Origin of the sequence: Mesobacillus subterraneus, from assembly GCF_003937825.1 — a bacterium.
Taxonomy (GTDB): Bacteria; Bacillota; Bacilli; order Bacillales; family Cytobacillaceae; genus Mesobacillus; species Mesobacillus subterraneus.
The window spans coordinates 254,443-280,483 of the sequence record NZ_RSFW01000010.1; the positions used below are offsets into that span (position 1 = coordinate 254,443).

Annotated in this window: 25 protein-coding genes, 1 riboswitch and 1 other annotated feature; of the genes, 9 read left to right on the plus strand and 16 right to left on the minus strand. The window is 44.7% G+C overall.

Annotated elements, in window-relative coordinates:
• Positions 1 to 296 precede the first annotated feature (296 nt).
• Positions 297 to 1,499, minus strand: coding sequence for a methionine adenosyltransferase (gene metK / locus EJA10_RS08715; RefSeq protein WP_125479618.1), 1,203 nt, complete (start codon positions 1,497 to 1,499; stop codon positions 297 to 299).
• A gap of 288 nt (positions 1,500 to 1,787) precedes the next feature.
• A riboswitch (SAM riboswitch) is annotated at positions 1,788 to 1,928 on the minus strand.
• A 559-nt stretch (positions 1,929 to 2,487) separates the two neighbouring features.
• Here metK and pckA point away from each other — a divergent pair.
• Positions 2,488 to 4,077 (plus strand): phosphoenolpyruvate carboxykinase (ATP), encoded by a 1,590-nt coding sequence (pckA, locus tag EJA10_RS08720; RefSeq protein WP_125479619.1) that lies wholly within the window; start codon positions 2,488 to 2,490, stop codon positions 4,075 to 4,077.
• A gap of 127 nt (positions 4,078 to 4,204) precedes the next feature.
• Here the strand turns inward: pckA and EJA10_RS08725 are convergent, their stop codons facing one another.
• Complete coding sequence (locus EJA10_RS08725; RefSeq protein WP_125479620.1) at positions 4,205 to 4,447, minus strand: DUF2584 domain-containing protein; 243 nt, start codon at positions 4,445 to 4,447, stop codon at positions 4,205 to 4,207.
• 40 nt (positions 4,448 to 4,487) lie between these two features.
• Positions 4,488 to 5,276: an alpha/beta hydrolase family protein gene (locus tag EJA10_RS08730; RefSeq protein ID WP_246017725.1), complete on the minus strand. Its 789-nt coding sequence runs from the start codon at positions 5,274 to 5,276 to the stop codon at positions 4,488 to 4,490.
• 118 nt (positions 5,277 to 5,394) lie between these two features.
• Here EJA10_RS08730 and EJA10_RS08735 point away from each other — a divergent pair, with 118 nt between their 5' ends.
• Genes EJA10_RS08735 through EJA10_RS08745 form a run of 3 tightly spaced genes read left to right on the plus strand, consistent with a single transcriptional unit; the run spans position 5,395 to position 7,971 of the window.
• Complete coding sequence (locus EJA10_RS08735; protein ID WP_125479621.1) at positions 5,395 to 6,390, plus strand: ABC transporter substrate-binding protein; 996 nt, start codon at positions 5,395 to 5,397, stop codon at positions 6,388 to 6,390.
• Positions 6,391 to 6,407: 17 nt separating this feature from the next.
• Positions 6,408 to 7,184, plus strand: coding sequence for an ABC transporter ATP-binding protein (locus EJA10_RS08740; protein ID WP_125479622.1), 777 nt, complete (start codon positions 6,408 to 6,410; stop codon positions 7,182 to 7,184).
• Positions 7,165 to 7,971: an ABC transporter permease gene (locus EJA10_RS08745; RefSeq protein ID WP_125479623.1), complete on the plus strand. Its 807-nt coding sequence runs from the start codon at positions 7,165 to 7,167 to the stop codon at positions 7,969 to 7,971. The genes EJA10_RS08740 and EJA10_RS08745 overlap by 20 nt, the downstream gene beginning before the upstream one ends.
• A gap of 224 nt (positions 7,972 to 8,195) precedes the next feature.
• Here EJA10_RS08745 and ytkD read toward each other — a convergent pair whose 3' ends face one another.
• A complete protein-coding gene (ytkD, locus tag EJA10_RS08750) occupies positions 8,196 to 8,663 on the minus strand; it encodes an RNA deprotection pyrophosphohydrolase (RefSeq protein ID WP_125479624.1) in 468 nt (155 codons plus the stop codon).
• A gap of 78 nt (positions 8,664 to 8,741) precedes the next feature.
• Positions 8,742 to 9,062, minus strand: a complete 321-nt coding sequence (locus EJA10_RS08755; protein ID WP_125479625.1) for a hydrolase — start codon at positions 9,060 to 9,062, stop codon at positions 8,742 to 8,744.
• 261 nt (positions 9,063 to 9,323) lie between these two features.
• Here EJA10_RS08755 and EJA10_RS08760 point away from each other — a divergent pair, with 261 nt between their 5' ends.
• Positions 9,324 to 9,581: a DUF6154 family protein gene (locus tag EJA10_RS08760; protein ID WP_125479626.1), complete on the plus strand. Its 258-nt coding sequence runs from the start codon at positions 9,324 to 9,326 to the stop codon at positions 9,579 to 9,581.
• A gap of 99 nt (positions 9,582 to 9,680) precedes the next feature.
• Here EJA10_RS08760 and EJA10_RS08765 read toward each other — a convergent pair whose 3' ends face one another.
• The gene (locus tag EJA10_RS08765; RefSeq protein ID WP_125479627.1) at positions 9,681 to 10,121 is read right to left on the minus strand and encodes a Dps family protein; all 441 of its coding nucleotides are present in this window, start codon (positions 10,119 to 10,121) and stop codon (positions 9,681 to 9,683) included.
• A 134-nt stretch (positions 10,122 to 10,255) separates the two neighbouring features.
• On the opposite strand from EJA10_RS08765, the gene ytzI reads away from it, so the two are divergent.
• Positions 10,256 to 10,414 (plus strand): YtzI protein, encoded by a 159-nt coding sequence (gene ytzI / locus EJA10_RS08770; RefSeq protein ID WP_125479628.1) that lies wholly within the window; start codon positions 10,256 to 10,258, stop codon positions 10,412 to 10,414.
• Positions 10,415 to 10,469: 55 nt separating this feature from the next.
• Positions 10,470 to 10,724: a membrane protein insertion efficiency factor YidD gene (gene yidD, locus EJA10_RS08775; protein ID WP_125479629.1), complete on the plus strand. Its 255-nt coding sequence runs from the start codon at positions 10,470 to 10,472 to the stop codon at positions 10,722 to 10,724.
• 3 nt (positions 10,725 to 10,727) lie between these two features.
• Here yidD and EJA10_RS08780 read toward each other — a convergent pair whose 3' ends face one another.
• The gene (locus tag EJA10_RS08780; protein ID WP_125479630.1) at positions 10,728 to 11,291 is read right to left on the minus strand and encodes a beta-class carbonic anhydrase; all 564 of its coding nucleotides are present in this window, start codon (positions 11,289 to 11,291) and stop codon (positions 10,728 to 10,730) included.
• A 226-nt stretch (positions 11,292 to 11,517) separates the two neighbouring features.
• On the opposite strand from EJA10_RS08780, the gene EJA10_RS08785 reads away from it, so the two are divergent.
• Both EJA10_RS08785 and EJA10_RS08790 read left to right on the plus strand, forming a co-directional pair.
• Positions 11,518 to 12,669, plus strand: coding sequence for a metal ABC transporter solute-binding protein, Zn/Mn family (locus tag EJA10_RS08785; RefSeq protein WP_125479631.1), 1,152 nt, complete (start codon positions 11,518 to 11,520; stop codon positions 12,667 to 12,669).
• Between the two features lie 119 nt (positions 12,670 to 12,788).
• On the plus strand, positions 12,789 to 12,944 hold the full coding sequence (locus EJA10_RS08790; RefSeq protein ID WP_125479667.1) for a DUF1540 domain-containing protein: 156 nt from the start codon (positions 12,789 to 12,791) through the stop codon (positions 12,942 to 12,944).
• Positions 12,945 to 12,970: 26 nt separating this feature from the next.
• On the opposite strand, the gene metG is transcribed toward EJA10_RS08790, so the two are convergent.
• The 9 genes from metG to EJA10_RS08840 all read right to left on the minus strand — a co-directional run bounded on the left by metG (position 12,971) and on the right by EJA10_RS08840 (position 25,978).
• Positions 12,971 to 14,698 (minus strand): methionine--tRNA ligase, encoded by a 1,728-nt coding sequence (gene metG, locus EJA10_RS08795; RefSeq protein ID WP_281274483.1) that lies wholly within the window; start codon positions 14,696 to 14,698, stop codon positions 12,971 to 12,973.
• Positions 14,669 to 14,942: a binding site (T-box leader), on the minus strand. (Overlaps the previous gene by 30 nt.)
• A gap of 260 nt (positions 14,943 to 15,202) precedes the next feature.
• Positions 15,203 to 16,645 carry an LVIVD repeat-containing protein gene (locus tag EJA10_RS08805; protein ID WP_125479632.1) on the minus strand — a complete coding sequence of 481 codons (1,443 nt, stop codon included), beginning with the start codon at positions 16,643 to 16,645 and terminating at the stop codon, positions 15,203 to 15,205.
• Positions 16,646 to 16,875: 230 nt separating this feature from the next.
• Positions 16,876 to 18,090, minus strand: a complete 1,215-nt coding sequence (hmpA, locus tag EJA10_RS08810; protein WP_125479633.1) for an NO-inducible flavohemoprotein — start codon at positions 18,088 to 18,090, stop codon at positions 16,876 to 16,878.
• 369 nt (positions 18,091 to 18,459) lie between these two features.
• Positions 18,460 to 19,566, minus strand: a complete 1,107-nt coding sequence (gene menC, locus EJA10_RS08815) for an o-succinylbenzoate synthase (protein ID WP_125479634.1) — start codon at positions 19,564 to 19,566, stop codon at positions 18,460 to 18,462.
• Positions 19,556 to 21,037 (minus strand): o-succinylbenzoate--CoA ligase, encoded by a 1,482-nt coding sequence (locus EJA10_RS08820; protein WP_125479670.1) that lies wholly within the window; start codon positions 21,035 to 21,037, stop codon positions 19,556 to 19,558. The genes menC and EJA10_RS08820 overlap by 11 nt, the downstream gene beginning before the upstream one ends.
• A gap of 143 nt (positions 21,038 to 21,180) precedes the next feature.
• A complete protein-coding gene (gene menB / locus EJA10_RS08825) occupies positions 21,181 to 21,999 on the minus strand; it encodes a 1,4-dihydroxy-2-naphthoyl-CoA synthase (RefSeq protein WP_125479635.1) in 819 nt (272 codons plus the stop codon).
• Between the two features lie 12 nt (positions 22,000 to 22,011).
• Positions 22,012 to 22,824, minus strand: coding sequence for a 2-succinyl-6-hydroxy-2,4-cyclohexadiene-1-carboxylate synthase (gene menH, locus EJA10_RS08830; protein WP_125479636.1), 813 nt, complete (start codon positions 22,822 to 22,824; stop codon positions 22,012 to 22,014).
• Positions 22,821 to 24,572, minus strand: a complete 1,752-nt coding sequence (gene menD, locus EJA10_RS08835; protein ID WP_125479637.1) for a 2-succinyl-5-enolpyruvyl-6-hydroxy-3-cyclohexene-1-carboxylic-acid synthase — start codon at positions 24,570 to 24,572, stop codon at positions 22,821 to 22,823. The genes menH and menD overlap by 4 nt, the downstream gene beginning before the upstream one ends.
• On the minus strand, positions 24,569 to 25,978 hold the full coding sequence (locus tag EJA10_RS08840; RefSeq protein ID WP_125479638.1) for an isochorismate synthase: 1,410 nt from the start codon (positions 25,976 to 25,978) through the stop codon (positions 24,569 to 24,571). The genes menD and EJA10_RS08840 overlap by 4 nt, the downstream gene beginning before the upstream one ends.
• Positions 25,979 to 26,041: the final 63 nt, after the last annotated feature.

A 26,041-nucleotide genomic window follows, 5' to 3' on the forward strand; every position in this document is an offset into this window, starting at 1 on the left:
CGAGGAGGCTCAGCGCCAGCCCCGCGGAAAGCGAAGCGCCTGGAACGAAAATCAAAAGCTAATTTAACAGAGCCATTAACAAAACAATGTGATAGAAACACCTCTAAAAAACATACCATCTAATACTACCATTAAACGCTAAAATTTTGCAGTAAAATCTGCGGGAAATTTAAGGTAATACTCTATTTTACACCTTTTGGACCATTTGCAAACCATAGGTGTATTTTACGTGTTCGTATATTAGACGGCAAATAATAAGGGGAGTTACATATTTCTATGCAACTCCCCTTGTGATTTTATTTTCCTTGAGCTTGAGTGCGAAGGGCCTCTGCCTTGTCTGTGCGCTCCCATGGAAGGTCGACATCAGAACGGCCGAAGTGTCCGTAAGCAGCAGTCTGCTTGTAGATAGGCTTGCGCAGGTCAAGCATGTTGATGATTCCCGCTGGGCGAAGGTCGAAGTTGTTGTTGACCACATCGATCAATACGTCTTCGCTGACTTTGCCTGTTCCGAAAGTATCGATGGAGATGGATACCGGACGGGCTACACCGATTGCGTATGCAAGCTGAACTTCAACTTTTTCAGCAAGGCCGGCAGCTACGATGTTCTTCGCAACGTAACGTGCAGCGTATGCAGCTGAACGGTCAACTTTTGTTGGATCCTTACCAGAGAATGCTCCACCGCCGTGGCGAGCGTATCCGCCGTAAGTATCAACGATAATCTTGCGGCCAGTCAGACCAGCATCACCCTGTGGTCCGCCGATTACGAAACGGCCAGTTGGGTTGATGAAGTATTTTGTATTCTCGTCGATCAATTCTGCTGGAACAACAGGGTTGATGACATGTTCTTTAAGGTTGCGCTGGATTTGCTCAAGCGAAACTTCAGGGTGGTGCTGTGTGGAAATAACGATTGTGTCGATTCGTACCGGCTTGTCGTTTTCATCATACTCAACCGTTACCTGAGTTTTTCCGTCCGGACGCAGGTATGGAAGGATTTCTTCTTTACGAACTTCAGTCAGACGGCGTGAAATCTTGTGTGCCAATGAAATCGGAAGAGGCATAAGCTCCTTCGTTTCGTTGCAGGCAAAACCGAACATTAAGCCCTGGTCACCCGCACCAATTGCTTCGATTTCTTCATCAGACATTTGACCTTCACGTGCTTCAAGAGCCTGGTCGACACCCATAGCGATATCAGCAGACTGCTCGTCAATTGAAGTCAAAACTGCGCAAGTTTCTGCGTCGAAGCCATACTTCGCGCGTGTGTAGCCAATTTCCTTGACTGTTTCACGAACGATTTTCGGAATATCTACGTATGTAGACGTTGTGATTTCCCCTGCAACTAGTACAAGGCCTGTTGTAACGGATGTTTCAGCAGCAACACGGGCATTCGCGTCCTTTGCAAGGATCGCATCCAAAATTGCGTCAGAGATCTGGTCGCAAATTTTATCCGGATGGCCTTCTGTTACTGACTCAGAAGTGAACAAACGGCGTTTTGTTGACATCTGATTTCCTCCCTCATTTATAAAAAGTTGATCGAGGCTGTCCCAATACGAACCTCGGTTTGATACGGTACTCATTCCCTATGTAGTATGAAATAAACGCTGAGTTTTTATTAGAAAAATTTGTTTCTGATCCAGGCTGCGTTTCTTTTTCCTAATCTCACCCACGGGAGCAATGACACCAAAGAAGGCAGTCCATCCGCTTTTATATAAGCAATGGACAGAAAAAAGCAATATAAAAAACCTCTCCATTTCATGAGGAAAGGTTTTAGCTTAAATCCGCGCCTTTCGCTCTTATCGTTCAAGGGCAGTTCCCTTGCGTCAGGTTAGCACCTTTGCCCGGAAAAAAGCAGCAATCCAAAAGCTGTTTCTTCTCGTTTGCAGGTTGCTGGGTTTCATTGGGCCTGTCCCTCCACCAGCTCGGGATAAGAGAGTATCCGTTCAAATCAAAATCATAACGAACCTGCCTTGGCATGTCAATGATTTTCTCGGTAAAAATGTCGATTGTTGTTGAAAGTTTTTATTGAAAAGAAAATGCCCTCAATTCAACCCCTTTCGCTTGACTATATAAAGAAAGAATTATATAACGCAAGTTAGGTACAAGGTAATTTTTTATCGCATTAGTATAGATTAATTAAACTAATGTGTTATACTAATACCGAGATGTAAACACTTACAAAATATCAATCTTTTAAGAAATGCAAAAGCGCCTTGTTCAGCCCCGACTAGCGCTGGAGGCCCGACCGTGAAGTCGTTCTTTGACTTCAATGGGCGGACTGAACTCCAAAAGCGGAGGCGACTGCTCAACTCCGAAAAGCGCTGGAGGTCCTGACCGTGAAGTCGCTCTTGACTTCATGGGCAGGACCGAAGCGTCTCGAGGAGTTATGAGCCGCAGCTAGACAAGCGACTCGAGGGGCTAGGCGCTGGCGCTGGACATTTCTCGAGGTTAATATTTAAATTTTGAATCTATAAAAAAGGAAGGTATTCTCCGATGAACGTTGTAGGAATATCAAACGAACTCTCCGCATTACTAAAAGGAAGCAATGTACAGGTACAGCTATCTGTTCCGCAGCTTGTCGAAAAAGTCCTGAACCGCAACGAAGGGCTATTGACGTCAACAGGTGCAGTCAGAGCGACTACTGGTAAATATACTGGCCGTTCACCTAAAGATAAATTCATTGTCGAAGAAGAATCCGTCAAGGACAAAATTGACTGGGGCTCAGTAAACCAGCCGATTTCTGAGGAATCCTTCACAAAGCTATATAATAAGGTATTGAATTACCTGAAAGAAAAAGAAGAAGTATTCGTATTCAAGGGATTTGCCGGCGCGGATAAAAAATACCGCCTGCCGATCCAGGTCATCAACGAATACGCATGGCACAACCTGTTCGCACATCAATTATTCATTCGCCCGACTGAGGAAGAGCTTCCTGGCCACGAGTCCGAGTTCACAGTCATCTCCGCTCCTACTTTTAAAGCGGATCCTGAAGTTGATGGCACGAACTCAGAGACATTCATCATCGTATCTTTCGAACAGCGTGTCGTATTGATCGGCGGAACGGAATATGCAGGTGAAATGAAGAAGTCGATCTTCTCTGTGATGAACTATCTGCTGCCTGAAAACGGCATCCTTTCCATGCACTGCTCAGCAAACGTAGGACGCGAAGGTGATGTAGCATTGTTCTTCGGCCTTTCTGGAACAGGAAAGACTACTTTATCAGCAGATAATAACCGCCGCCTGATCGGCGATGACGAGCATGGCTGGTCAGCAAACGGTGTTTTCAACATCGAGGGCGGCTGCTATGCGAAGTGCATTAACTTGTCCAAGGAGAAAGAACCGCAAATTTATGAAGCAATCCGATTTGGGTCTGTCCTTGAAAATGTTGTGGTTGATGAAGAGACACGCGTAGCGGATTACGATGATGGCAGCCTGACAGAAAACACGCGCGCGGCATACCCAATCCAGGCAATTGACAATATCGTGGATCCTAGCATTGCCGGACATCCAAACGCAATCGTCTTCCTGACAGCTGATGCATTCGGCGTATTGCCTCCGATCGCCAAGCTGACGAAGGAACAAGCGATGTACCATTTCTTGAGCGGCTACACTTCCAAGCTTGCCGGTACGGAGCGCGGAATCACTTCACCTCAGGCAACGTTCTCAACTTGCTTCGGATCACCGTTCCTGCCGCTTGCCGCAACTCGATATGCGGAAATGCTTGGCGAGAAAATCGATGAGCACAACGCGAAGGTCTTCCTTGTGAACACAGGATGGACAGGCGGAGAATATGGAACAGGCAGCCGTATGAAGCTTGCCTACACGCGTGCAATGGTCCAGGCAGCACTCGAAGGCGAACTGAACAACGTCGAAACAGTCAAAGACGAAATCTTCGGCCTTGATATCCCTGCACACGTACCAGGTGTTCCTGACGACGTCCTGCAGCCGGTCAAGACATGGAGCGATAAAGAAGCATACTACGCCAAAGCAAACGAACTCGCAGATAAGTTCCGTGCAAACTTCAAAAAGTTCTCAAACGTACCATCCGAGATTGAAGAAAAAGGCGGACCCGCAGCGAAATAATTAATGAAAAATTATTTGGCCATCTCTTTGGAGATGGCTTTTTATTTTGCTCTTCCTCTGCTTTTACACTTACACATTTCCAATTACAGAATCTCAAATAAAAAACAGAGCACAAAAAGTGCTCTGCTCAGTTCGTTGAATTTAGTGAGACCAGCTGATAGGTCAGTGTTGTTGTATTTTCTGTCCATTCGACTTTCGTGATGACACCTGTTCCGGTCAGGTCACCTTCGATCGTTTTTTTGACTTCTAGCGGAATGTCAATTGGATAAAGCCTGTAGCCTTCCTTGGTCAAAGAGAAGAAATTGTCTTCGAGCCTTTTTTCGCGGCCCTTTGTCACGATCATTGTATTCAACTCTAATGGCATTCCCATTGTACTCGCTCCTCTTCACTTATAACTTCACTTTATTTTATCATTGTTCCGGCTGAGATTTCATCCAATTCGTTAAATCGGACACCACTTTCCTGTTCATCACTGGCGGGAAGTAATGTGTATAGTCATCAAAATACCAGCTTTCGACAGGCTTGTCCAATTCCTTCAGCCTTTTCTCGAGGCGGTATGAGTGTTCAATTGATACATTATGGTCCTTCCTGCCGTGGATCAGCAATACTGGTGCTTTTAGGTTCTCGATCTGATACAGCGGTGTCCTGAATTTATATCGTTTGGGCACTTTTTTCGGCGAGCCGCCAATAACCCGTTTCATCATCCTCCGCATATCTTTTCGCTCCACATAGGTCAAAAACATATCGGTCACGCCTCCCCATGTTACGACTGAGGCTGTTTCCGGAAAGTTGATCCCTGTCAGCAACGCCATCAACCCGCCTCGGGAAAAACCGAAGACATGAATCCGTTCCACCCATGGTAACGATTGCAGCAGTTGAAAGCCGGCAAAGGCATCGACCCGGTCCTCACCGCCAAAGTCTTCGTCCCCTTCACCGCCCTGGTTGCCCCGGTAAAACGGCGCAAACACAGTAAAGCCCTCTGAAGCAAACTGGGTAATCCTCGCAGGCCTCACCTTTCCGACATTTTTGATTCCTCCGCGCAAATAAAGGAAACCCTCTGTCCCGCTTCCGTCAGCCGGTTTGGCCAGCAAGCCTTTGATTCGTAAGCCGCCCGCATAATAGGTCACCATTTCGAGCTCGACCGCCGGATTTGGAGATGGGAACTTGTAAGCTGTTATTATTTGCCCGTCAATTGGCACTGTAAGCACTCCTTTTATATGAAATTTTTTCGATATTGCCACTGGGCATTCACACATTTTTCGCTCATTCATACGATATCTTAAGCCCAATTTAAGACTGATTTTAGGAGGCATTTTTATGAAAAAATGGTTGAAAGCCGGTTTTGCTTTATTTTTGATGGCAGTACTCATCATCCCTCTGGCTGCTTGCGGTCAAGACAAGGTACAGACTGTAAAAGTCGCAGAGGTTACACGATCGATCTTCTATGCTCCTCAATATGTTGCCCTTGAAAAAGGATTTTTCGAGGAGGAAGGGTTAAAAATCGAACTGACGACAGCTTGGGGCGGCGACAAGACGATGACTGCCGTGCTTTCAAACGCAGCGGATATCGCGCTGGTTGGATCAGAGACATCCATCTATGTCTATGCCCAGGGTTCAAGTGACCCTGTCATCAACTTCGCTCAACTGACCCAGACAGACGGCACATTCCTCGTAGCAAGAGAGAAAATCGATGATTTTTCATGGGACCAGTTAAAAGGATCCACCTATCTTGGCCAGCGTACTGGCGGAATGCCGCAAATGGTCGGTGAATTCGTCCTCAAAAAGCACGGAATCGATCCAAAAGCAGATTTAGAGATGATCCAAAATATTGATTACGCGAATATTCCTAATGCCTTCGCCTCCGGTACTGGCGACTTCGTCCAGCTTTTCGAACCGCAGGCAAGCCTGTTTGAAAAAGAAGGCAAAGGCCATATCGTTGCTTCGTTCGGAACGGAGTCCGGTCATGTACCATATACCACATTCATGGCGAAACAAAGCTATATGAAGGAAAATCCTGAAACGATCGAGAAGTTCACACGCGCGATTTACAAAGCACAGCAATGGGTCGACTCCCATAGCGCAAAAGAAACAGCTGAAGCCATCAAGGCTTATTTTCAGGATACGGATATTGAGCTGATTGAAACTGTCGTAGAACGATATAAAAGCCAGGGATCCTATGCCACTGATCCAATCCTCGATGAGGAAGAGTGGAACAACCTGCAGGACATCATGGATGAAGCAGGAGAACTTCCTAAAGAAGTGAGCCATGAAACCCTAGTTAACACCGAGGTGGCCGGCAAAGTCATGAAATAACAGGAGGTTGCAGCCTAATGGACTTTTTGACATTAAGAGGGATCCATCACACTTATTTTACAAAAACATCTGCTGTTACTGCATTAAATGATATTTCACTCGATGTCCAGGAGGGAGAATTTGTTTCTTTCCTGGGTCCGAGCGGCTGCGGCAAAACTACATTGCTTTCGATCATAGCAGGTCTGCTCGACCCAACATATGGCCAGGTAAAATTGGAAGGCAAATCCGTAAAGGAAGCAGCCGATAAAACCGGATATATGCTGCAGCAGGACTATCTTTTTCCGTGGAAAACGATCGAGGAAAATATCTTGCTAGGCTTGAAGGTCAGCAAAACTTTGGATGACACAAAGAAGAAAGAGGTTTTGTCCCTGCTCAGGCAAATGGGACTGGAAAACGTGGAATCGCTATACCCTAAACAACTTTCCGGCGGGATGCGCCAGCGCGTGGCCCTGGTAAGGACACTGGCAACCGAGCCTAAGCTGCTGATGCTCGATGAACCTTTCTCCGCCTTGGATTATCAAACAAAGCTGAAGCTTGAGGACCTCGTTTCAAACACTTTCAAGACATTTGGAAAAACTGCGATACTGGTAACCCACGATATCGGGGAAGCGATAGCCATGAGCGACCGAATCTTTTTGTTCTCACCCAGCCCGGGCCGTTTGCATAAAACCTTCACTATTCCGGAAGAACTGAGGAATTTGACCCCTTTCAACGCCAGGAACCATTCTTTATACAATGAATTGTTCAAGAAAATATGGAAGGAGTTGGAATCCATTGAACCCGAAGAAAACTGAACTCCTTCACCAGCAGTATTTAAAAGGACTGAGCCGTGAGCGAAAAATCGTACGACTGTATCAGCTGCTGATTTTCATCGCGTTTTTTGCCAGCTGGGAAACTTCAAGCCAGCAAAAGTGGATTGATCCGCTCCTGTTCAGCTCCCCGTCAAAGATATGGAATTTGCTTATTGAAAAAACGATGGATGGATCACTTGCCGTCCATATAGGGGTGACCCTGGCAGAAACCGTCCTTGGATTCATCCTTGGAACACTGGTCGGTACGGTGCTTGCCGCCTTGCTATGGTGGTCACCGATGCTGTCTAAAATTCTGGATCCTTACCTCGTCGTGCTGAACTCCATGCCGAAGGTGGCACTTGGACCGATCCTGATTGTTGCTCTCGGCACCAATCTATCCTCCATCGTGGCGATGGGTGCGATCATCTCCGTCATTATCACGACAATCGTTGTTTATACGGCTTTTAAGGAAGTCGACCCAAACTACCTCAAGGTTCTGCAGACATTCGGCGCAACAAGGACTCAATCCTTCAGGGAAGCGATCTTACCGGCATCCTTTCCGACAATCATCTCCACATTGAAGGTCAACGTCGGTCTATCCTGGGTGGGTGTCATCGTTGGGGAATTCCTCGTATCAGCAAGAGGTCTCGGATATATGATCATTTACGGGTTCCAGGTGTTCAACTTCACGCTCGTATTCCTGTCGCTGTTCGTCATCGCCGTCTTTGCGACGGTCATGTACCAGCTGGTCGAGCTGCTCGAAAAGAAGCTTATCAAAAATAATCAGTGAAGAAGCCGGGTCAAAACTCCCGGCTTTTTTCTTACAGGCATCTTGCCCATAAAGTGGGTTTCGCCAATAAAAATAGATTTTCGCCAATAAAGCTGTGAACCCCGCCAATAAAATCAGATTTTCGCCAATAAAGTTGTGAACATCATCTTTTTTATCAGAACAACCATACAGGTTTCAGCAATTTATCACAAAAAAGCAGCAACCCCTTATGGGATTACCGCTTTTTAGAGCTTTTCCTTCAAAAATTCAAGGCTGTGCTTCATTACATCGTCCTTCATAATAAAACTATATTCATCTTTCATTCTCTCTGCCAGCAGGTCCCCGCTGATCAGCTCTGGTCCGCCTGTTTCGAGATAATCATCCTGCGGAGTGATCCTGGCAGCCTCGCCATAAAAAATCCTTTTTACAAAAGTGCCATCATCTCCGCTAACCTGATATTCTCCAATGCTATCAAGAACTTTTAATACCGCGCCTGTTTCCTCCATGACCTCTCTGTGGGCAGCTTCCTCAAGCGTTTCGCCTTCCTCAACCTTTCCGCCGGGAAACTCCAGGCCGCGTTCACTATGCCGGGTGAGCAGCCAATCTCCTTGGTATTGGCAAATCACCAATACATGTTTTGCTTTTTCAGCAAAGACACCGTCCTGGAAAACCAGAGTCACTTTTGCCCCATTTTGATCGGTAAACTTCTCCATTCAAATCTCTCCTGCGAGTCATCTATCCCCATTATAATGCAAAAAGGAATAAACCGCAGACATCAGTCTGCGGTTGAATCACTCTTCAGGCAGGATCCCCATGCTGCGAATATGGCTCCTGGCTTCTTCATCACCTAGTTTATAAATCATTTCATAAGTCTGGACAAGTTGTCTGTCGAGCGCATCATTTTCACGGTCGTAATGGTACTGCACATAAGGAACGTGCGCTCTCATGAAATTTTGCCAGCCTGTAGAATAGCTCTGGTCAAAAATTTCCCTTAACGCAGTGATCTCTTCATCATTTGCCTCAATTTTAAAATTCCATGGAGAAGCTGTGGATACGCTCGAAATCTCGCCTTCGCTGATGTTGATATAGTATGTTTTTTTGCCTTCTGGCATGTACCTCACCTCATGTTTATCGTTCCCTGCGTCTATATTCGTTTATACTGAATATCATTAAATTAATCATATTTTTCTGCAGCTATAATTTGCGCCATACTGTTGCTATTGTGTTAAAATGGATAGCAAATATAGAGAAGCAATAGCAGTCAGACCTTCAGGAAAAACCTTCACCGCAAGGCATATTTTTTCCTATGAAGGGTATTAAATATATATAAGATCAATTGGATTATGGACTAAAAGAAGGAGAGGTGAAAAGAAATGAAATTAATTGATGAGCTATACGAACTATACCGCCATAAATTGACTGGTGATGAAGAGGATATCGATATGCTCGCTTTTGCCTTCCTTGAAGAAATGAGCCGTGAAGACTTGCTAAAAATCATTCAGGATCTTGATAAGCAAGAGCTTTATGATCTGATGGGCCTGTATTTGATCGAGAGCCTAAAGGGGAAGTTTGCTCAAGATGATTTCGGCGCACGTTCAGTGAATTCCTATCCATCTCGCAATGTTCATTAAAAAGTCTCGATTCCATACATACAGACCGGCTTTCCAGCTGGTTTTTTTCTTTTTATAAGCAGACAAAACCGGCCGCAAAATTCTCGGCCGGTTTTTCTGTTATCCCAAATATGCCTTGAACATCCACATATGCTTGCGCAGGCTCATTTTCACTTCTGTCAGCATGTCAGCAGTCGCAGCATCCTCTTCTTTTTCTGCAAGCTCGATGCCTTCCTGTAGCTCGTCCACGATAGTAGCGAAGTCGTCATGCAATTGTTTGACCATATCGTCTTCTTTTTCATTGCCCTCTGCTTCATTGATTGAAGACAATTCCAGACATTCTTTCAGTGTTGCGACTGGTTTGCCTTCCAGTGCAAGAATTCTTTCTGCGAATTCATCAATGATCGTCGCCGCTTCGTTATAGAGCTCCTCGAATTTCGTATGAAGTGTAAAGAAATGGCGGCCTTTTACGTACCAGTGATAATTATGCAGCTTTGTGTAAAGCACCGTCCAGTTCGCAACCTGTTGGTTTACTGCTTGAATTAAATCGGATTGTGCCATGTTTCGTTCATCCTCCTTTTATACATAGTTGTATATTCCCCTGCCCTCGCTCCTAAAAACATCTTGCCAGCAACTTTTTTCCTATGGCAGAAAAGAACATGCTACAATAATTTTGAAGCAAAGGAGGCCGTTTTATGTATACCGTTTTGATTATCTCCGTCATCATTGTTATCATTGTCCTGGTTTTAAGTGTCGTGACCACATCCAAGGCATATCAGTATAAACACATAATTGACCCAATCGACAATCATCAGGAAAATTCAACCGAAACCCAATCAGGGGATAATAAATAAAGGAGCTGCCAGCAGCTCCTTTGATCAGTTCATATAAAGAAGGGATTCATGCTCCATGCTAAAAAAAGCATTCATCGGCATCATCCGGTTTTATCAGGTGGTCATATCGCCCTTGAAGCCGCCATCATGCCGTTTTTACCCAACATGCTCACATTACGGACTTGAAGCAATCAAGCGGTTTGGGCCGTTCAAAGGCGGATGGCTGACGATTGTGCGCATCCTGAAGTGCCATCCCTTACACCCGGGCGGCATTGATCCGGTTCCTGAAGAGTGGCCGTCAAAGAAAAAAACGAAAGCCCATCAGCATTAACGATTATTGATCATATCCATTGATGACCTGATCCAGCCTTCCTGTTGCAGGATCGATCACCAGGCCATGGACAGGCACATCTTTTGGCATCAGGGGATGGTTTTTGACGATTTCAACACTGTGCGCCACACTGTCTTTCACATTGTCGAAGCCGTGAAGCCATTCCTTTACATCAATCCCTGAATAGCTAAGGGTACCAAGGGTATCTTCTGCAACACCGCGCTTTTTCATTTCATCAATGACGATATCTGGCTTCATCCCGCTCATCCCGCAATCGTAATGGCCGATGATGGCCACTTCTTCTGCCTTCAGCTGATAAACAGCGACAAGTAAGCTTCTCATAATACTCCCAAAAGGATGCATGATCAGTGCCCCAGCATTCTTGACGACTTTCACATCACCATTACGGATATTCAATGCTCTTGGCAAGAGTTCGACAAGCCTTGTATCCATGCATGTCAAAATAACCATCTTTTTATTCGGGAATTTGGTTGTCGTGAACTCTTCATATTTTTTCTCAGCCACGAACTGTTCATTGAATTGAAGGATTTCATCAAGCATTCTCATCTTCTCTACTCCTTTTAAAAAAATTCTCTTTTTCCTAGCATACCTCAAATCATCTTTTAACTGAAATTTTTTACTTGCTTTTATCGCTAACCTTTTGTATGATACAGAAGGTAAATCGTAATCATTACGAATTGATATTTTAATAGTTGGACTAGAACAATAAAAGTATAAAAGTAGCACCTAATAAATCGTAATGAATCCGTTTTAAATAAAAGGGGGCATCACCATGAAAAAAAACGCATTTATTTTATTTATTTTCACAATTGGAATTCTGCTAAGCGGCTGCGGCCAGGAAACTGCGAAAGAAACCGCAAAAGATACACAGGATGACAACAAGCTGCAAATTTACACGACTGTTTATCCGCTCCAGTACTTCGCACAGGAAATTGGCGGTGAATTCGTCAATGTTGAGACCATTTATCCGCCTGGAGCAGATGAGCACACATTCGAGCCTTCACAAAAAGATATGATTGCGCTCGCTGATGCAGACTTATTCTTCTATGTAGGCCTTGGTCTTGAAGGATTTGTAGATAAGGCCAGCAAGACACTGAAAAATGAAAAGGTTAAGATGGTACCTACTGGGGAAGCACTTGATATGGAGGAGCATAACGAGGAAGCAGAAGGTCATGAGGATGCGAATCATGGAGAAGGAGACCATGAGGATGCGAACCATGATAGCCATGATGGTGAAGAAAGTCACGAGGAGCATGAGGGCGACAATCATAAGGATGATGCAAGCCACGAGGATGAGCATGGGAACGAAGAAAGCCATGAAGATGAGCATGGGAACGAAGAAAGCCATGAAGATGAGCATGGGAACGAAGAAAGCCATGAGGATGAACACAATCATGGCGATGTCGATCCGCATGTCTGGCTGAATCTTGTATATGCTGACCAGCTAGCTCTGGTCATTAAAGACCAATTGGTTGAAATCATGCCTGAACAAAAAGAAACATTTGAACAGAATTACGCAAACCTTTCTGAGCAGCTAAGAAATTTAGATACTCAGTTCAAAGAAACGGTCGATTCGTCCAAGCGAAAAGAATTCATCGTCTCCCACTCAGCATTCGGTTACTGGGAGGAACGCTATGGAGTCAAGCAAATCAGTATTGCCGGTCAGTCAACGACAAGCGAACCTTCTCAAAAGGAATTGCAAAAGCTGATTACACACGCAAAGGACGAAAAGATTAAATATGTGCTGAATGAACAAAACTTCAATTCCAAGCTCGCACAGATGGTCCAGAAGGAAATTGGCGCAGAGCTGCTGACGCTCCATAATCTTTCTGTCCTGACTGATGAGGATTTAAAGAACAAGGAGACATATTTAACTTTAATGGAGAACAACATCGCTACACTAAAAAAAGCTCTGAATGAATAAATCACTAACAGCAGCCTCCCATTGCGGAGGCTTTTTATTGCCTAATTTTAGCTGGAATGTTGTCCATCAGCTCGCTGCATGCTATAGATGTATCAACCAAAAAAAGGAGTGGTACAGCAATGGCGAAAGATGTACTATGCGAGGTCAACAACTGTCAGTATTGGAAAGACGGCAACCGTTGCAGCGCCGACCAAATCTATGTAGTCAGCCATTCCGGCGAGACAGCCGACAACAGCCGGGAAACAGACTGCAAAACATTTGAAGCACTAAGTTAATCGAGACCGGGATTCCCCGGTCTTTCTTAATTACTTTGCTTCTTCAGCCGATTCAGTTCTTCATTGATTCGTTCAGGGTCTATTCGTTCAAACAGAGGCTCTACATTCATTAATTTTTGGTACGGTTTAATTTTCACTCGCGACCAGCTGACGTCTTTAATATTCAGCATTGCTCTTACTTTCCCGCTTGAAAAAGGAAGGAAAGGTGACAGGATATTTGCCAGGTTTCCAATGATGAATACGCAGTCTGCCAGCGTTTGTTCACAGTTATTACTATCATCATGAACCTGTTTCCAAGGCTGTTGTTCATCAAAGTATCTGTTCGTAAATCTCACCACTTCAAAAATATGTTCCAGTGCCTGCTTGAAGTTCGCGCTTTCAATTCTGCGACCGCTTTCGTTATATAAACGATCTATTTTTTCTACAATTTCAGTTCTGACCTCTTTTACAGGAATATTTCCATCAAATGACTTCTCAATGAATTTCAAGGTGCGATTCACCAGATTCCCATAAGCCCCGAGCAGCTCGCTGTTATGGCTGTAGATGAATTCCTTCCAGGAAAAATCAGCGTCCCGATTTTCAGGTGCATTAATGGTCAAAAAATAGCGGATTGTATCAGGATCGTATCTACTTACCAGATCAGGAATCCAAACCGCCAAATTTCTGCTTGTGGACAATTTCTTTTTTTCCAATGTGAGGTATTCATTTGAAACAATATGGGTTGGCAAAGATTCTTTTCCACATCCGGCCAAAATGGCAGGCCAGATAATGGAGTGAAACGGGATATTATCTTTGCCATGCACGTAGTAAGAAGTGGTTTCAGCCCCCCAGAACGCTGTATCATGCTGTCCGGTCTCTTTCGCCCAAAGCTTGCTTGCTGAATAATAACCGGATACGGCTTCAATCCAGACGTAAATTTTCTTTCCTTCGTATCCCGCAACCGGAACACTTACTCCATTAGGAAGATCCCTCGAAACCGCACGATCCTGAAGGCCTTCCTGTAAATACCTTTTGGTTAATGAGAGTGCATTGGAACGCCAAAGCTTCCTTTGTTCAGCGTCTTGAACATAGGTCTCCAGAGAATTTTGAAAAGCGCTTAACGAAAAATAAAAATGCTCTGTTTGCCTTGTTACTGGAGAAGTCCCGCAAATTTTACATTTCCTCTCAAGCAGGTCCAGCGGCTCCAGAACACTTGAGCACTGATCACACTGGTCGCCCCTTGCATTCGCTCCACACCTTGGACAAATCCCTTCCACATAGCGATCAGGCAAAAATTGCTGATCATGCTCACAATATGACTGATCGATTTCCTTTTTGAATAAAAGTCCGTTATCTAGCAGTTCCAAAAAGATCTCCTGGACGATTTGATGATGGTGCTCTGTATCGGTCCTTGTATAAATGTCATAGGAAAAACCCAGCTTTGAAAAGCAATCCTCAAATTCCTGATGATATCGATCTGCAATGTCTTTTGCCGTTAGCCCCTCTTGCTTGGCTTTAATCGTAATCGGTGTCCCATTGCAATCACTCCCTGATACATACAGAACTTGCTCTCCTTTCATGCGGTAATACCTCGCTAAAATATCGCCCGGCAGCAAACTTGAAATATGCCCCAGATGAAGGGACCCATTAGCATATGGCCAAGCGCCTCCAATAAAAATGCTCATCATTATTTCCTCCCTTATTGGCCTGTAAAAATAAAAAAACCCCGCCCTTAACCATAAATAGTTAAGGACGAGGTTTGGATTCCACGTGATACCACCTTATTTCGCAAATGGCTCACACCATCTGCCTCTGCAAGTACGGAGCAAAGAAAACTTGCTCTTATACTGTGACATAGATAACGGGTGCCAACTCCCGCCGGATCCTACTAATGCATACAGCACGTTCAGTACGGAGCTCAGAGACCATTGTTCAAGTGTATGTTTTTGCTTCTTTTCAGCTACCGAAGCTCTCTGTAAAAAACAGGGGCACTTTACTTTTTCTCTTCATTGCCTTTTACGTATTAATGAGTATTTTATTCAGAATTTTCCAGGAAGTCAACAAAATCTTTATAGAAAGGAATACATTAAAAAATTTTTTTAGACAGGAACCCGAAATGAGGGTTAAAATGGCAAATAAAAAACTGCAGGCAAGCTCATATTGAGCATGTCTGCAGCCAAAAGGAATACCTGCTAATTTAGGACCTCAACTTCATTTTAAATATTAACATTAAATTTTTCAAAGCAAAACTTCCAGCAAAACATCAATGGATCCTCATATTATTTTTTTGCATAGTTCGCTGAACTTTCTCCTCCATTATTGTTCTTCAGAAGAACTTTTAAGCCTTGTCCCATGTCGGAAGCGAGTACATAGTTACGGTCTATGAATACACCCCAAACATCTGACTTCTCCGGAGTGTAGCGGCCAATTTCTACAGGGTTACTAGGATCTGTAATATCCACGGACAGCACGCCGCCAGAGTAATAAGAGAGGTACAAAGTGTTACCTTGAACTTTAGGGTCATGAACCGTTTTTGCAAATGTAGTTCTTCCAGCTGAAGTTGGAGGAATATCAAGTGTTAAGTCAGTAACAAAATTACTTAACAACTTCGGGTTTGACTTATCTGAAATATCAAAGATACGAGTATAACCATATGCACTCTCATAACCGGTACCTACAGGATTTGAGACTTCACGCGTTTCAATTAAGATATTTCCCCCCTTCGCCAGCGCTGCAGAGTGAGCAGAACCCTTTTGGTTTACTGAATATTCTGTTCTGCCAACGAAGACTGGATTTTCCGGGTCTCTGATATCAAAAATAACAGTCCCTAAATCCCACATTGAAACATAGGCATATTGTCCATTATTATCCGTTATAACGCTATGGTTAAAGACTGGTCTTTGCTTTCCGTCAGGCGCGTTCCAATGGTATCCATTAAAATTGGCTGGTACTTCAGGAAGGATCCTTGGATCAAAGTCCCATAGTTTTTGAGGTTCGGCAGGGTTCGAGACATCAATGATTTGGAAATCCTTCTCTTTACCGCCCGTATAGTAATCCGCATATGGGCTTGAATTTAAAAGTAATACTCGATTGCCTTGCTGGACTAAATATAATTCATGAGTTCCAGTAATTCTTCTATCAGAAAATTTATAGAACCCTAATTTTTTAGGATTATAAGGATCTGATACATCATAGAGCAACACTCCACCAAAGCTATCAGGGAAATTAGCATTATTTCTACTTAATTGCTGTACACTTACAACGGCCAAATCTCCTTTAAAGTGTGGCGTATTAACCGTTTTAACAATAACTTTTTCCTGCCATGTGTTAGGGATCTCAGTTGCAAAAACGGCTACTTCCTTAGGATTAGAAGGATCTTTCAAATCAAATACACGAACTCCTCCAGTTCCGCCTCCAGCCGTATGGGTTCCCGTATATGCAAAACCTTTATGAGCATAGACATCCGCCATATTTTTCTGTCTGCCATCCATACCTGCTTTTATTTGTACTGAAGCAGCCTCAGTAAGATTTTTCACATTTTTATCTCCCGAAATCCTGTAGCCTAACTGCAAACTTTCCAATTCTTCCTGGGAAAGTACTTCACGATATCCTTTTTGTCCACCTTCCAAATCCAATGCATCATGCGCTAGAGCAGCTGGTACAAAGACAGAAAATGCGATGGAACTAGCTAAAGTTGCTCTTAAAACTATCTTCTTTTTCAAAAAAAAACTCCCCCTCAATAAAACTATTAATACTTTCGATATATTGTTAATTATATAAATATTCTAAAAATTTAACATAGGACAATTTTACCGTTTTAAACTATCGTTAAAATTTATATTAAAGGAATGGCTGGCTACATAAAAAATGACGTGCAAATTTCGCACGCCATTTTACTGTTAATTAATTACTATTTATAACACTTAAAACCGGATGAAAGCTTCTTATTTTCTCAGGCCTCAAGACTTGCCATAGGTCCAAAGAATTCAAAGTGAATTCTGTCTTCTGTAACTCCAAGCTCTTTTAGCGCGCCGTTGATTGCTTTCATGAATGGCACTGGTCCGCAGAAGTAGAAGTCTGCTTGTTCAAGATTTACGTTTTCCTGCAGCCACTCTTTCGTTACATAGCCTTCTACATCGAAGTTATTAGTCTGTCGGTCTTCTTCTGTTGGCTGATCGTAGAATACGACAGTGTTGACTTTTGCTTTTGCCGCTGTTGCTGCTACTTCATCGCGAAGTGCATGGACTTTGCCGTTTGCTGCAGCATGGATGAATGTTACATCTTTTTCCGGCTGAAGCTCTGCCACGGTGTTGAGCATGCTGACCATTGGAGTCAGGCCAACCCCGCCGCTAAGCAGGACGACTGGAGAATTCTTCTTCGTATCAAGGAAGAAGTCACCTGCTGGTGCACTGATTTGCAGAACTTCGCCTTCTTCTACACTGTGGTGAAGGTAGTTCGACACCTTGCCGTCCGGCGTTTCCATACCCGCTTCCTTTTTGACGCTGATTCGGTAGTAACCTTTTCCAGGAGCGTCTGACAAGCTGTACTGGCGGATATGCGTGAATTCTTCCCCTTCGATCTCAAGCTTGATGCTGATGTATTGGCCTGGCTTGAAATCAGCAATCGCCTTGCCATCCACAGGCTTCAGGTAAAAAGAAGTGATGACTTCACTTTCCACCACTTTTTCGGAAACGATGAACGGACGGAATCCATCCCAGCCGCCTTTTTGGTTCGCAGCTTCATCGTACATTTCGGCTTCTACAGAGATGAAGACATCCGCAATGACACCATAAGCTTCAGCCCAGGCATTGATGATTTCATCTGTAGCCGCCTCACCGAGAACTTCCTTGATTGCAATCAAAAGGTGTTTGCCTACAATCGGATAATGCTCTGGCAAGATGCCAAGGCTGCGGTGCTTATGAGCAATTTGCTTAACAACAGGCAGAATCGCCTCAAGATTATCGATGTATTTTGCTGCAGCATAAACAGTACCTGCAAGGGCTTTTTGCTGTCTGCCCTGCTTCTGATTCGCATGATTGAAGATATTTAAAAGTTCTGGGTGGTTTTCAAACATGGTTTTGTAGAACACTGTTGTAATTTGTTCACCGTGTACTTCAAGAACCGGTACTGTGGATTTGATGATTCCAATCGTTTTTTGATCTAGCATTTCAAACACTCCCCTATGTCTTATATAATCATTTCTGCGAGGCGTTTGCCCCATTCCCATAGTGATTATAATAAATAAAACAGGTGGACTAAGTGATGCAAATCACACTATTGTAAAACAGGACTCTTTCACTAAGGTTCTAAACCAAAATAGTGGATATTATGATCCAATACTCTCAACTACAAGGTCATTTTTATAGCGAGGTCTTCTTTTTCATGGCTAGAAATTCTTTTATAGCGATTTTTTCGTTTTTATAGCTAAAACTAAATTATTATAGCGAAAATCAACTTTTTATAGCGAACTGGAGAATCTCCTTGATTTTTTCCAGCAAAAAAATAAAGCACTGCCTAAGCAGTGCTCCTACACAATCTAAAATACGAAACGCTCTTCAAAAACAGTAACTTCCTTCATCCGCTTCCTGTTCAACTCAAAGCCGATGCCTGGTCGTTCAGGTACTTTTACCATCCCGTTTTTCACAAAAATCTCGGGCTCTATGATGTCCTCTTCCCAATAGCGATCCGAACCGGATATGTCTCCTGGAATCGTAAAGCCAGGCATTGAGGCGAGTGCGATGTTATGGGCTCTGGATACACCGAATTCAATCATGCCGCCTGCCCAGACAGGAATTCCTTTCGAGAGACAATAATCATGAATCCGCTTTGCTTCCCCAAGTCCGCCGACCCTGCCGATTTTAATATTGATGACCCCGCAGCTGCCCAACTCGATTGCTTTCCTGGCGTCCTCAAAAGTCACGATGCTTTCATCAAGACAAATCGGTGTCTTGATTTTCCCCTGGAGCTTTGCATGGTCAATGATGTCATCAAAACCCAGTGGCTGCTCGATCATCAACAGGCCAAATTCATCCAGCGCCTGGAGACGGGCCAGGTCTTCCAGAGAGTAGGCTGAATTGGCGTCAGCCATGAGCGGCAAATCCGGGAAATGCCTGCGAATTTCAGAAATATAGCGGTAATCGTCTTTTGGACTAATTTTCACCTTGACCCGTTTGAAGCCTTGTTCCAGATACTTCTCGATTTGTTGCAGCGCTGCAGGGACATCAGGATTACCAACGACTACACCGGCAGGAATCACTTCCTTGTTCCCGCCAATCAGACTCGATAATGGAACCCCTTCGTTTTTTGCCTGCAAATCCCACAACGCCGTCTCAAGCGCCGCTTTTGCCATATGGTTTCTTCGGACTGAACCAAATAAAACGTGGGCCGCTTCTGGATGGGCAAGTCCTTTCTGTTTCAACAGCGGTATCAGGAACTCCTTCAGCACATGATAGGAGGTCTGGACGGTCTCCTCCGTATACCAGGGGGAGGAAAACGCAACCCCTTCGCCAAAGCCGGAAATTCCGTTGCTGTCCTTCACTTCAAGAATGATGGCTTCCCTCTCAGTTACGGTTCCTAAGTGAGTCGTAAACGAATGCTTTAGTGGCATTTTAATAATCGATAAGGTGACAGATTTAATGTTCATTGCTGTTACGCTCCGCTTCCAGCCTTTCCCGCAGCCTGCGCCGCAAGAGTTTCTTTGCCGCGTTCCTTGGCAGAGATTCAACAAAGAATATCTTTTTCGGCAGCTTGTATTTCGCTAGTTTTTCCTCGCAGAGTTGCAATAGCTGTTCTTCTGATACACCTTGGTCGTTCTTTACAATAAAAGCCACTGGCACCTGGCCCCATTGCTCATCAGACATGCCGATGACACCTGCGTCTGCAACCCCTGGATGTGAGAGCAATACTCCTTCAATTTCTGCAGGATAAATGTTCTCTCCGCCTGAAATAATTAGATCTGAACGGCGGTCAAGAACATAGAGAAAGCCATCCTGATCCAGATAGCCGATATCTCCGGTATGAAGCCATCCTTCCCTGATCTTGCCGGCGGTTTCATCGGCCCTGTTCAAATAGCCAATCGTTACATTGGGTCCTTTTACAAGGATTTCTCCCTCGCCCCCTGGCTGGACATCCATTCCGTCTGCATCTGCGATCCTGATCTGATTAGGAAATAATGCTTTACCCGCTGACCCGAGACGCTCGATGCTATATTCTGGTGATAGCGTCGCAAACTGTGAGGATGTCTCCGTCATGCCATAGGTCTGGAACACAGGAATATCTTTTTCAAGACAAGCTTCCAGCAAGGGCAAGGGTGCAGGCCCGCCGCCAAGAAGCATGCACCTGAAAGAGGCAGGCAGTTTTACATCCCGGAGTTCAGACACGATCCTCCTGAGCATCGTGCTTACAACGGACATAACCGTCACTTGATGGTTCCGAATATCTTCAATGACCTGTTTTTCATCGAAACCAGAATGGAGGACCACTGGCATTCCATAGATTTGGCTTCTCATTAAGATCGAATAGCCGCTGATATGGAAAATGGGTACTGTGCAGAGCCACTTATCTTTGTCATGCAAACCGAGATTAAGGGCAGAAGCCGCAGCACTCCACCAGTGGTTGCCATAAGTTTGAAGGACGCCCTTTGGATTGCCGGTCGTTCCTGATGTGTACATGATTGTCGTGACATCATCCAGATCGTATTCTCCGAGGATCACAGGAACACTGCCTTCAAGGTGGCCAAATTCGTCCGTACTGATGATTTTGCATCCAGAGTCAATTGAACCCACTTTATCAGTGAAGCGAGCCTCATACACTAACACCTGAGCACCACAATCTTTCAGCTGCCATGACAGCTCCTCAGCAGTGAGTCGGTTGTTCAGAATGACAGCCTTGATCCCTGCCATTTGTAATCCGTATAAAATGAAAACAGATTCTGCCTGATTCGATAACAGCACTGCAGCCGTTGAGCCCTCTTTAAGACCCACAGTTTCCAGCTTTCCCGCTACTTCCTCTGCTTTATCGAAAACCTCTTTAAATGTGTATGTATGCCCTTCAAATATCAGTGCTTCACGATCCGGAGACAAATCTGCCCTCTTTTTCAGCCAATTCGGCATCATCTCTCCCATATTCGCCACCTCTTTTCCTTATAAGAAAACAGCCTGATGGAGGACCATCAAGCTGTTTGAAAGAACTGTTTTTTTGCATGGCACGATCGCAAACTTTTGTTTGTGATGGCCACATATGACGAAACACGCTTAAATCAAGGGAATCTTGGGAATTGGCCGAAGTCTGGCTTGCGCTTTTCCTTGAAGGAATCGCGGCCTTCTTTCGCTTCATCCGTTGTGTAATAAAGCAATGTTGCATCCCCTGCTAACTGTTGAAGGCCTGCAAGGCCATCTGTATCAGCGTTCATAGCAGCCTTCAGGAAGCGAAGTGCTGTTGGGCTCTTTTCAAGGATTTCTTCACACCATTTCAGTGTTTCTTCTTCAACCTGGTCAAGAGGCACAACTGTGTTGACAAGCCCCATGTCCAAAGCTTCCTGTGCATTGTACTGGCGGCACAGGTACCAGATTTCACGGGCTTTTTTGTGGCCGACGATTCTTGCCAGGTAGCCTGAACCGTAACCAGCATCAAAGCTGCCCACTTTAGGGCCTGTCTGGCCGAAGATCGCATTATCAGCTGCGATTGTCAGGTCACATACGACATGAAGCACATGTCCGCCACCGATTGCGTATCCTTTAACCTGAGCGATTACTGGCTTAGGAATAACGCGGATTAAACGCTGCAGGTCAAGAACGTTCAAACGAGGAATCTCGTCTTCACCCACATAACCTCCATGGCCGCGTACCTTTTGGTCGCCGCCGGAGCAGAATGCATCATCGCCAGCACCTGTCAGGACGATTACTCCAACATTGGAATCATCGCGTGCGTACGCAAATGCATCGATCATTTCCATAACCGTTTTTGGACGGAAAGCGTTGCGCACTTCCGGGCGGTTGATGGTGATTCTGGCAATGCCATTATATGTTTCATACAGAATATCTTCATACTTGCGTTCTGAAACCCATTCAACTGTCATCAAGATAACCTCCTAGTATGTATTCGACAAAAACTCACTTACTATTGTACCAAATTTTTCACGTTCTTCCACATGAATTGCATGCCCGCAGCCATTTATCGTCAAATGTGTCGGTTTTGGGAGTCTGGCCGCCATGTCTGTGGCTATTTTACAGAACTTTTCATCAAGCTCACCTGTAATCAGAAGAGTCTCGAATTCAAAGTTCTCCAGCTGTTCCCACCAGGAAGGCTGTGCCCCTGTCCCCATTCCCCGCAGACTGTTTGTCAGTCCAACAGAATCATTGCTCAGCCTTTGACTCCTTATTTGTTCCCGTACTTCTTCAGAAAGATTCAGCTGGGAACGAAAAAGCGGGATTGATTCCCAGAAATTGATGAAATCTGTCAACCCATCTGTTTCAATTCTAGCAGCCAGCTTTTCATCCTGAATGATCCGTGCTTCCCTGTCAGCTTGATTCTCAAGCCCTGGAGTAGTACTTTCCAATACCATCTTTCTGATTCTATCCGGGTATAAGCTGGCGAATGTGATTGCCGCTCGTCCGCCCATCGAATAACCAAGCATGTCTGTTTTTTCAATTCCTGACTCGTCCAAAAGGTTCTTCAAATCATGAGCTGTCTGCAAAATGTTGTATCGTTCTGCATCCTGTGGAGAATCGGTCTCACCATGTCCGATCAAATCGACCATAAGAAGTTTTGAATGCTCACTCCATATAGGACAAAACGGCTTCCAAGTAGAAGCCGCTCCTGTAAAACCATGAAGCAGCACAAGGGGAAAACCGTCACCGCACTGCTCGACATTGTATCGGACACCGTTGATCATCGTTTTCATTTTGTGTCACCTTTTAGCATTGTCGTTATTTCCCGGGAAACAGATTTCCACAAATCTCGATGTTCCTTAAGATTTTCGTCCCGTTTTGTCTGGATTTCCATTACTTTCAAACCATCCACGCTCTTGTTTTCCATAAAAACAGCTGAAAAATGTGTCCAGTCTTTAATGAGGTCATATTTCCCATTGTACATTTCGACAGCATGCCTGAAATCCAGGTCCAAAGGAGTGCCGAATAGCTTTTCAAAATGCTTTGGTTCGTTTGCCTGCGGCAGGAATGAGAAGATCCCTCCGCCATTATTGTTAATCACGATAATATGAATATTAAGGTTATACAATTTAGCCGCCAATAGACCATTCAAATCATGGTAAAACGTCAGGTCTCCAAGCACCAGGTAGCAAGGCTGCGATACACTGGCAACCCCAAGGGCTGTTGAAACGATTCCATCGATTCCGTTTGCTCCCCTGTTAGCCATTACCTTGATATTTTTTTTGTTAAAAAGGAAAAATGAATCAAGATCCCTGATTGGCATGCTGTTTCCAACGAATAAGGTTGCTCCATCTGGCAGCATCCCTACCAGTTTATGGAATAGTTTCCCTTCGCTCAGTTCGTCAACTTCGGAAATCCTGGAAAGATGGTCCTTCGCGAGCTCGTTAACCGACAGCCAGCTGTCCAGATATTCTGTTCCGATCACTTGGTCAGCATAGCTTCCAACCTTTTGACAAAAGACAGCCTCATCACAATACAGCATATTGGAAGCAGACATCGTTGGCTCGCGCCAGCCTGCACCGCTGTCAACGACAAACTGGCGAGCATTCCGGTTCTCTTTTATGAAGATCGTCAATGCCTTGGAAATTGGCATCGCACCAAAACGGATGATAACATCCGGCTTCAATTTTACTTTGGCATCTTCGTTCCTTAGGAAAGCATCATAGGCATCGATGATAAAATGTCCATCATGCTCACCACTGCGCAGCTGGGAAAGCGGATCAGCGATGATCGGGAACTTCAATTTTCCAGCCAGTGCAATGACCTCATCGGCGAAACGGCTGCTGTTTAACTGCCCGCATACAATGATTCCTTTTTTATATGATGAAAGATCCTGGGCAATCTCTTCGAACATATCATCCGATAAACTTAAATGGCCGTTCTGTATATCCACATAACCGCCAGAGCGTTCGGTGAGTTCAAATATTCCTTCATCCATGATTGGAATCAAGGGTTCTCTGAACGGAAAGTTCAAATGGACAGGTCCCTGTGGATAGCTTGAAGCGGTCGCTGCCGCCCTTCCGCAAACAGTGCGGGCGTAACGGATCATATCCTCTGTCCTTTCCGGAGGTGCCATTTCAACGAACCACTTGACATTTTTTCCATATAAATGGATCTGGTCAATCGCCTGTGGTGCCCCTACATCACGTAGCTCATGAGGCCGGTCCGCTGTCAGGATGATCAGCGGGATTCTTGATATACTCGCTTCAATGACTGCAGGGTAATAGTTAGCGGCTGCTGTACCGGAAGTACAAAGCAGTGCAACTGGCCTGCGAGTCGCTTTGGCAATCCCCAGGGCAAAGAAAGATGCAGACCGTTCATCGATCTGGATATGAATGCGCAAATCCGGATGCTCAGCCATTACCAATGCCATCGGAGTCGACCTTGAACCAGGACTGATGACAACATCCTTTACGCCTGTTTTGGCCATTTCTGCAACGAATGCTGCGATATACGATGTTAAACCTTCCTGGTGGCTCATGATTTCTTTCCTCCAAGTGCTGTAAGCATCGGGCGGAACTTGATGCTCGTCTCTTTATATTCGCTATCGGCATTTGAATCTGCCACAATGCCGCAACCGGCAAACAGCGACGCTTCACTTCCCTGGATCAGGCCAGAGCGGATCGCGACGGCAAATTCACCATTCCCCTTATAATCCATCCAGCCGACAGGCGCTGCGTAAAATCCTCTGTCCAGCTGTTCAATTTCCCTGATTTTCTCAATCGCAGCCTGCTTAGGCAAACCGCCGAGTGCAGGAGTAGGATGCAGCCTTTTCACTAAATCAAGCAGGGACGTCCCTTCGCGATTTTTGCCGACTACAGGAGTATATAAATGCTGGATGTATTTCATCTTCATCAAAGTCGGCTCATCTGGCAGGATTACCTCATCACAGGTTTCCTCCATTGCCTCTTTGATCATATCGACCACATACTGATGTTCTATCAAGTTTTTCTGGTCTGTTAAAAGCTCATTGCCGAGGCTTTCGTCCTCTTCGGGTGTAGTGCCCCTCGCAATCGAACCTGCCAGGCATGCCGAAAAGAGGCTGTCTCCAGCCTTCTTGACCAATCTTTCAGGTGACGCCCCGATGAAGCAGTCACCATTTGATTCAAACGCAAAAGTAAAGCTCGTCTGCTGTTCACGAAGAAGGTTTGAAAGCACGCTTTCTGCCTGAATTTCATTCTTAAAGCGCAAGCGAAGCTCTCTGGCAAGCACGACTTTTTTCAGCTCATCGTTATGTTCAAGATCCTTGACCGTTTCTCTCACCGTTTGTTTCCAGGCCCCTGGATCAACTTCGATAATATCAGCAAGCTCAAGCTTGGCTGGCGCTGGCTTCACTGCCGCATCAATAAGAACCTGTTCCCGCTCCTTCAATACTTTTTCGAACAACGACACATCATCATGCTGGGTGCAAACGACATTCGTCGTAAAATAGACCTCACCTTTGATGATGGATAGCATATATTTCGGAATGTGATACAAAGCATCTGCATACTTAGACCATAATGATGTTTTCTTTTTCAGCGGATCAAACGAAAAGCCGCCAAACATCGTAGGCCCAGTTCCGTTCTGATTATATTTATTGAATACAAGTGCTGAATCCATGAAGCGCTTCCACTCTTTTTCAACATGAAAAAAGCGGTCAGTACCCTGATCCGACTGTATTTGTCCGCATATACCCAATCCTGCCAGGAAGATCTCCCCTTCAGGATCTGTCCAGAAAAAACGTTCACCGAAAAACTTTTCCTTTCCAGAAGCAAAAAAATAAAAAGGATCAATATGATCTATTTTATGGACCTCGCTGACCAATATAGACAGAGATTGTCCTTTGGCCCGCTCAATCGCTTCAAGAATTCCCTGTCTAAGTATCGTTTCTTGAATGGCAACCAAAAATATCCCCCCAATAACAGCCTCTCATCTGTTATCAAACGTTTTTAAACTTATTTTAAGATA

Coding starts and splice junctions, on each gene's coding strand:
- ytzI (WP_125479628.1), top strand. CDS start 10,256: ATGTATACCGTTTTGATTATCTCCGTCATCATTGTTATCATTGTCCTG.
- menH (WP_125479636.1), bottom strand. CDS start 22,824: ATGAAAACGATGATCAACGGTGTCCGATACAATGTCGAGCAGTGCGGT.
- EJA10_RS08785 (WP_125479631.1), top strand. CDS start 11,518: ATGAAAAAAAACGCATTTATTTTATTTATTTTCACAATTGGAATTCTG.
- EJA10_RS08820 (WP_125479670.1), bottom strand. CDS start 21,037: ATGATGCCGAATTGGCTGAAAAAGAGGGCAGATTTGTCTCCGGATCGT.
- menB (WP_125479635.1), bottom strand. CDS start 21,999: ATGACAGTTGAATGGGTTTCAGAACGCAAGTATGAAGATATTCTGTAT.
- EJA10_RS08780 (WP_125479630.1), bottom strand. CDS start 11,291: ATGAGAATGCTTGATGAAATCCTTCAATTCAATGAACAGTTCGTGGCT.
- menD (WP_125479637.1), bottom strand. CDS start 24,572: ATGAGCCACCAGGAAGGTTTAACATCGTATATCGCAGCATTCGTTGCA.
- EJA10_RS08760 (WP_125479626.1), top strand. CDS start 9,324: ATGAAATTAATTGATGAGCTATACGAACTATACCGCCATAAATTGACT.
- yidD (WP_125479629.1), top strand. CDS start 10,470: ATGCTAAAAAAAGCATTCATCGGCATCATCCGGTTTTATCAGGTGGTC.
- EJA10_RS08790 (WP_125479667.1), top strand. CDS start 12,789: ATGGCGAAAGATGTACTATGCGAGGTCAACAACTGTCAGTATTGGAAA.
- menC (WP_125479634.1), bottom strand. CDS start 19,566: ATGAACATTAAATCTGTCACCTTATCGATTATTAAAATGCCACTAAAG.
- EJA10_RS08765 (WP_125479627.1), bottom strand. CDS start 10,121: ATGGCACAATCCGATTTAATTCAAGCAGTAAACCAACAGGTTGCGAAC.
- metK (WP_125479618.1), bottom strand. CDS start 1,499: ATGTCAACAAAACGCCGTTTGTTCACTTCTGAGTCAGTAACAGAAGGC.
- pckA (WP_125479619.1), top strand. CDS start 2,488: ATGAACGTTGTAGGAATATCAAACGAACTCTCCGCATTACTAAAAGGA.
- EJA10_RS08735 (WP_125479621.1), top strand. CDS start 5,395: ATGAAAAAATGGTTGAAAGCCGGTTTTGCTTTATTTTTGATGGCAGTA.
- ytkD (WP_125479624.1), bottom strand. CDS start 8,663: ATGGAGAAGTTTACCGATCAAAATGGGGCAAAAGTGACTCTGGTTTTC.
- EJA10_RS08725 (WP_125479620.1), bottom strand. CDS start 4,447: ATGGGAATGCCATTAGAGTTGAATACAATGATCGTGACAAAGGGCCGC.
- EJA10_RS08740 (WP_125479622.1), top strand. CDS start 6,408: ATGGACTTTTTGACATTAAGAGGGATCCATCACACTTATTTTACAAAA.
- EJA10_RS08755 (WP_125479625.1), bottom strand. CDS start 9,062: ATGCCAGAAGGCAAAAAAACATACTATATCAACATCAGCGAAGGCGAG.
- hmpA (WP_125479633.1), bottom strand. CDS start 18,090: ATGCTAGATCAAAAAACGATTGGAATCATCAAATCCACAGTACCGGTT.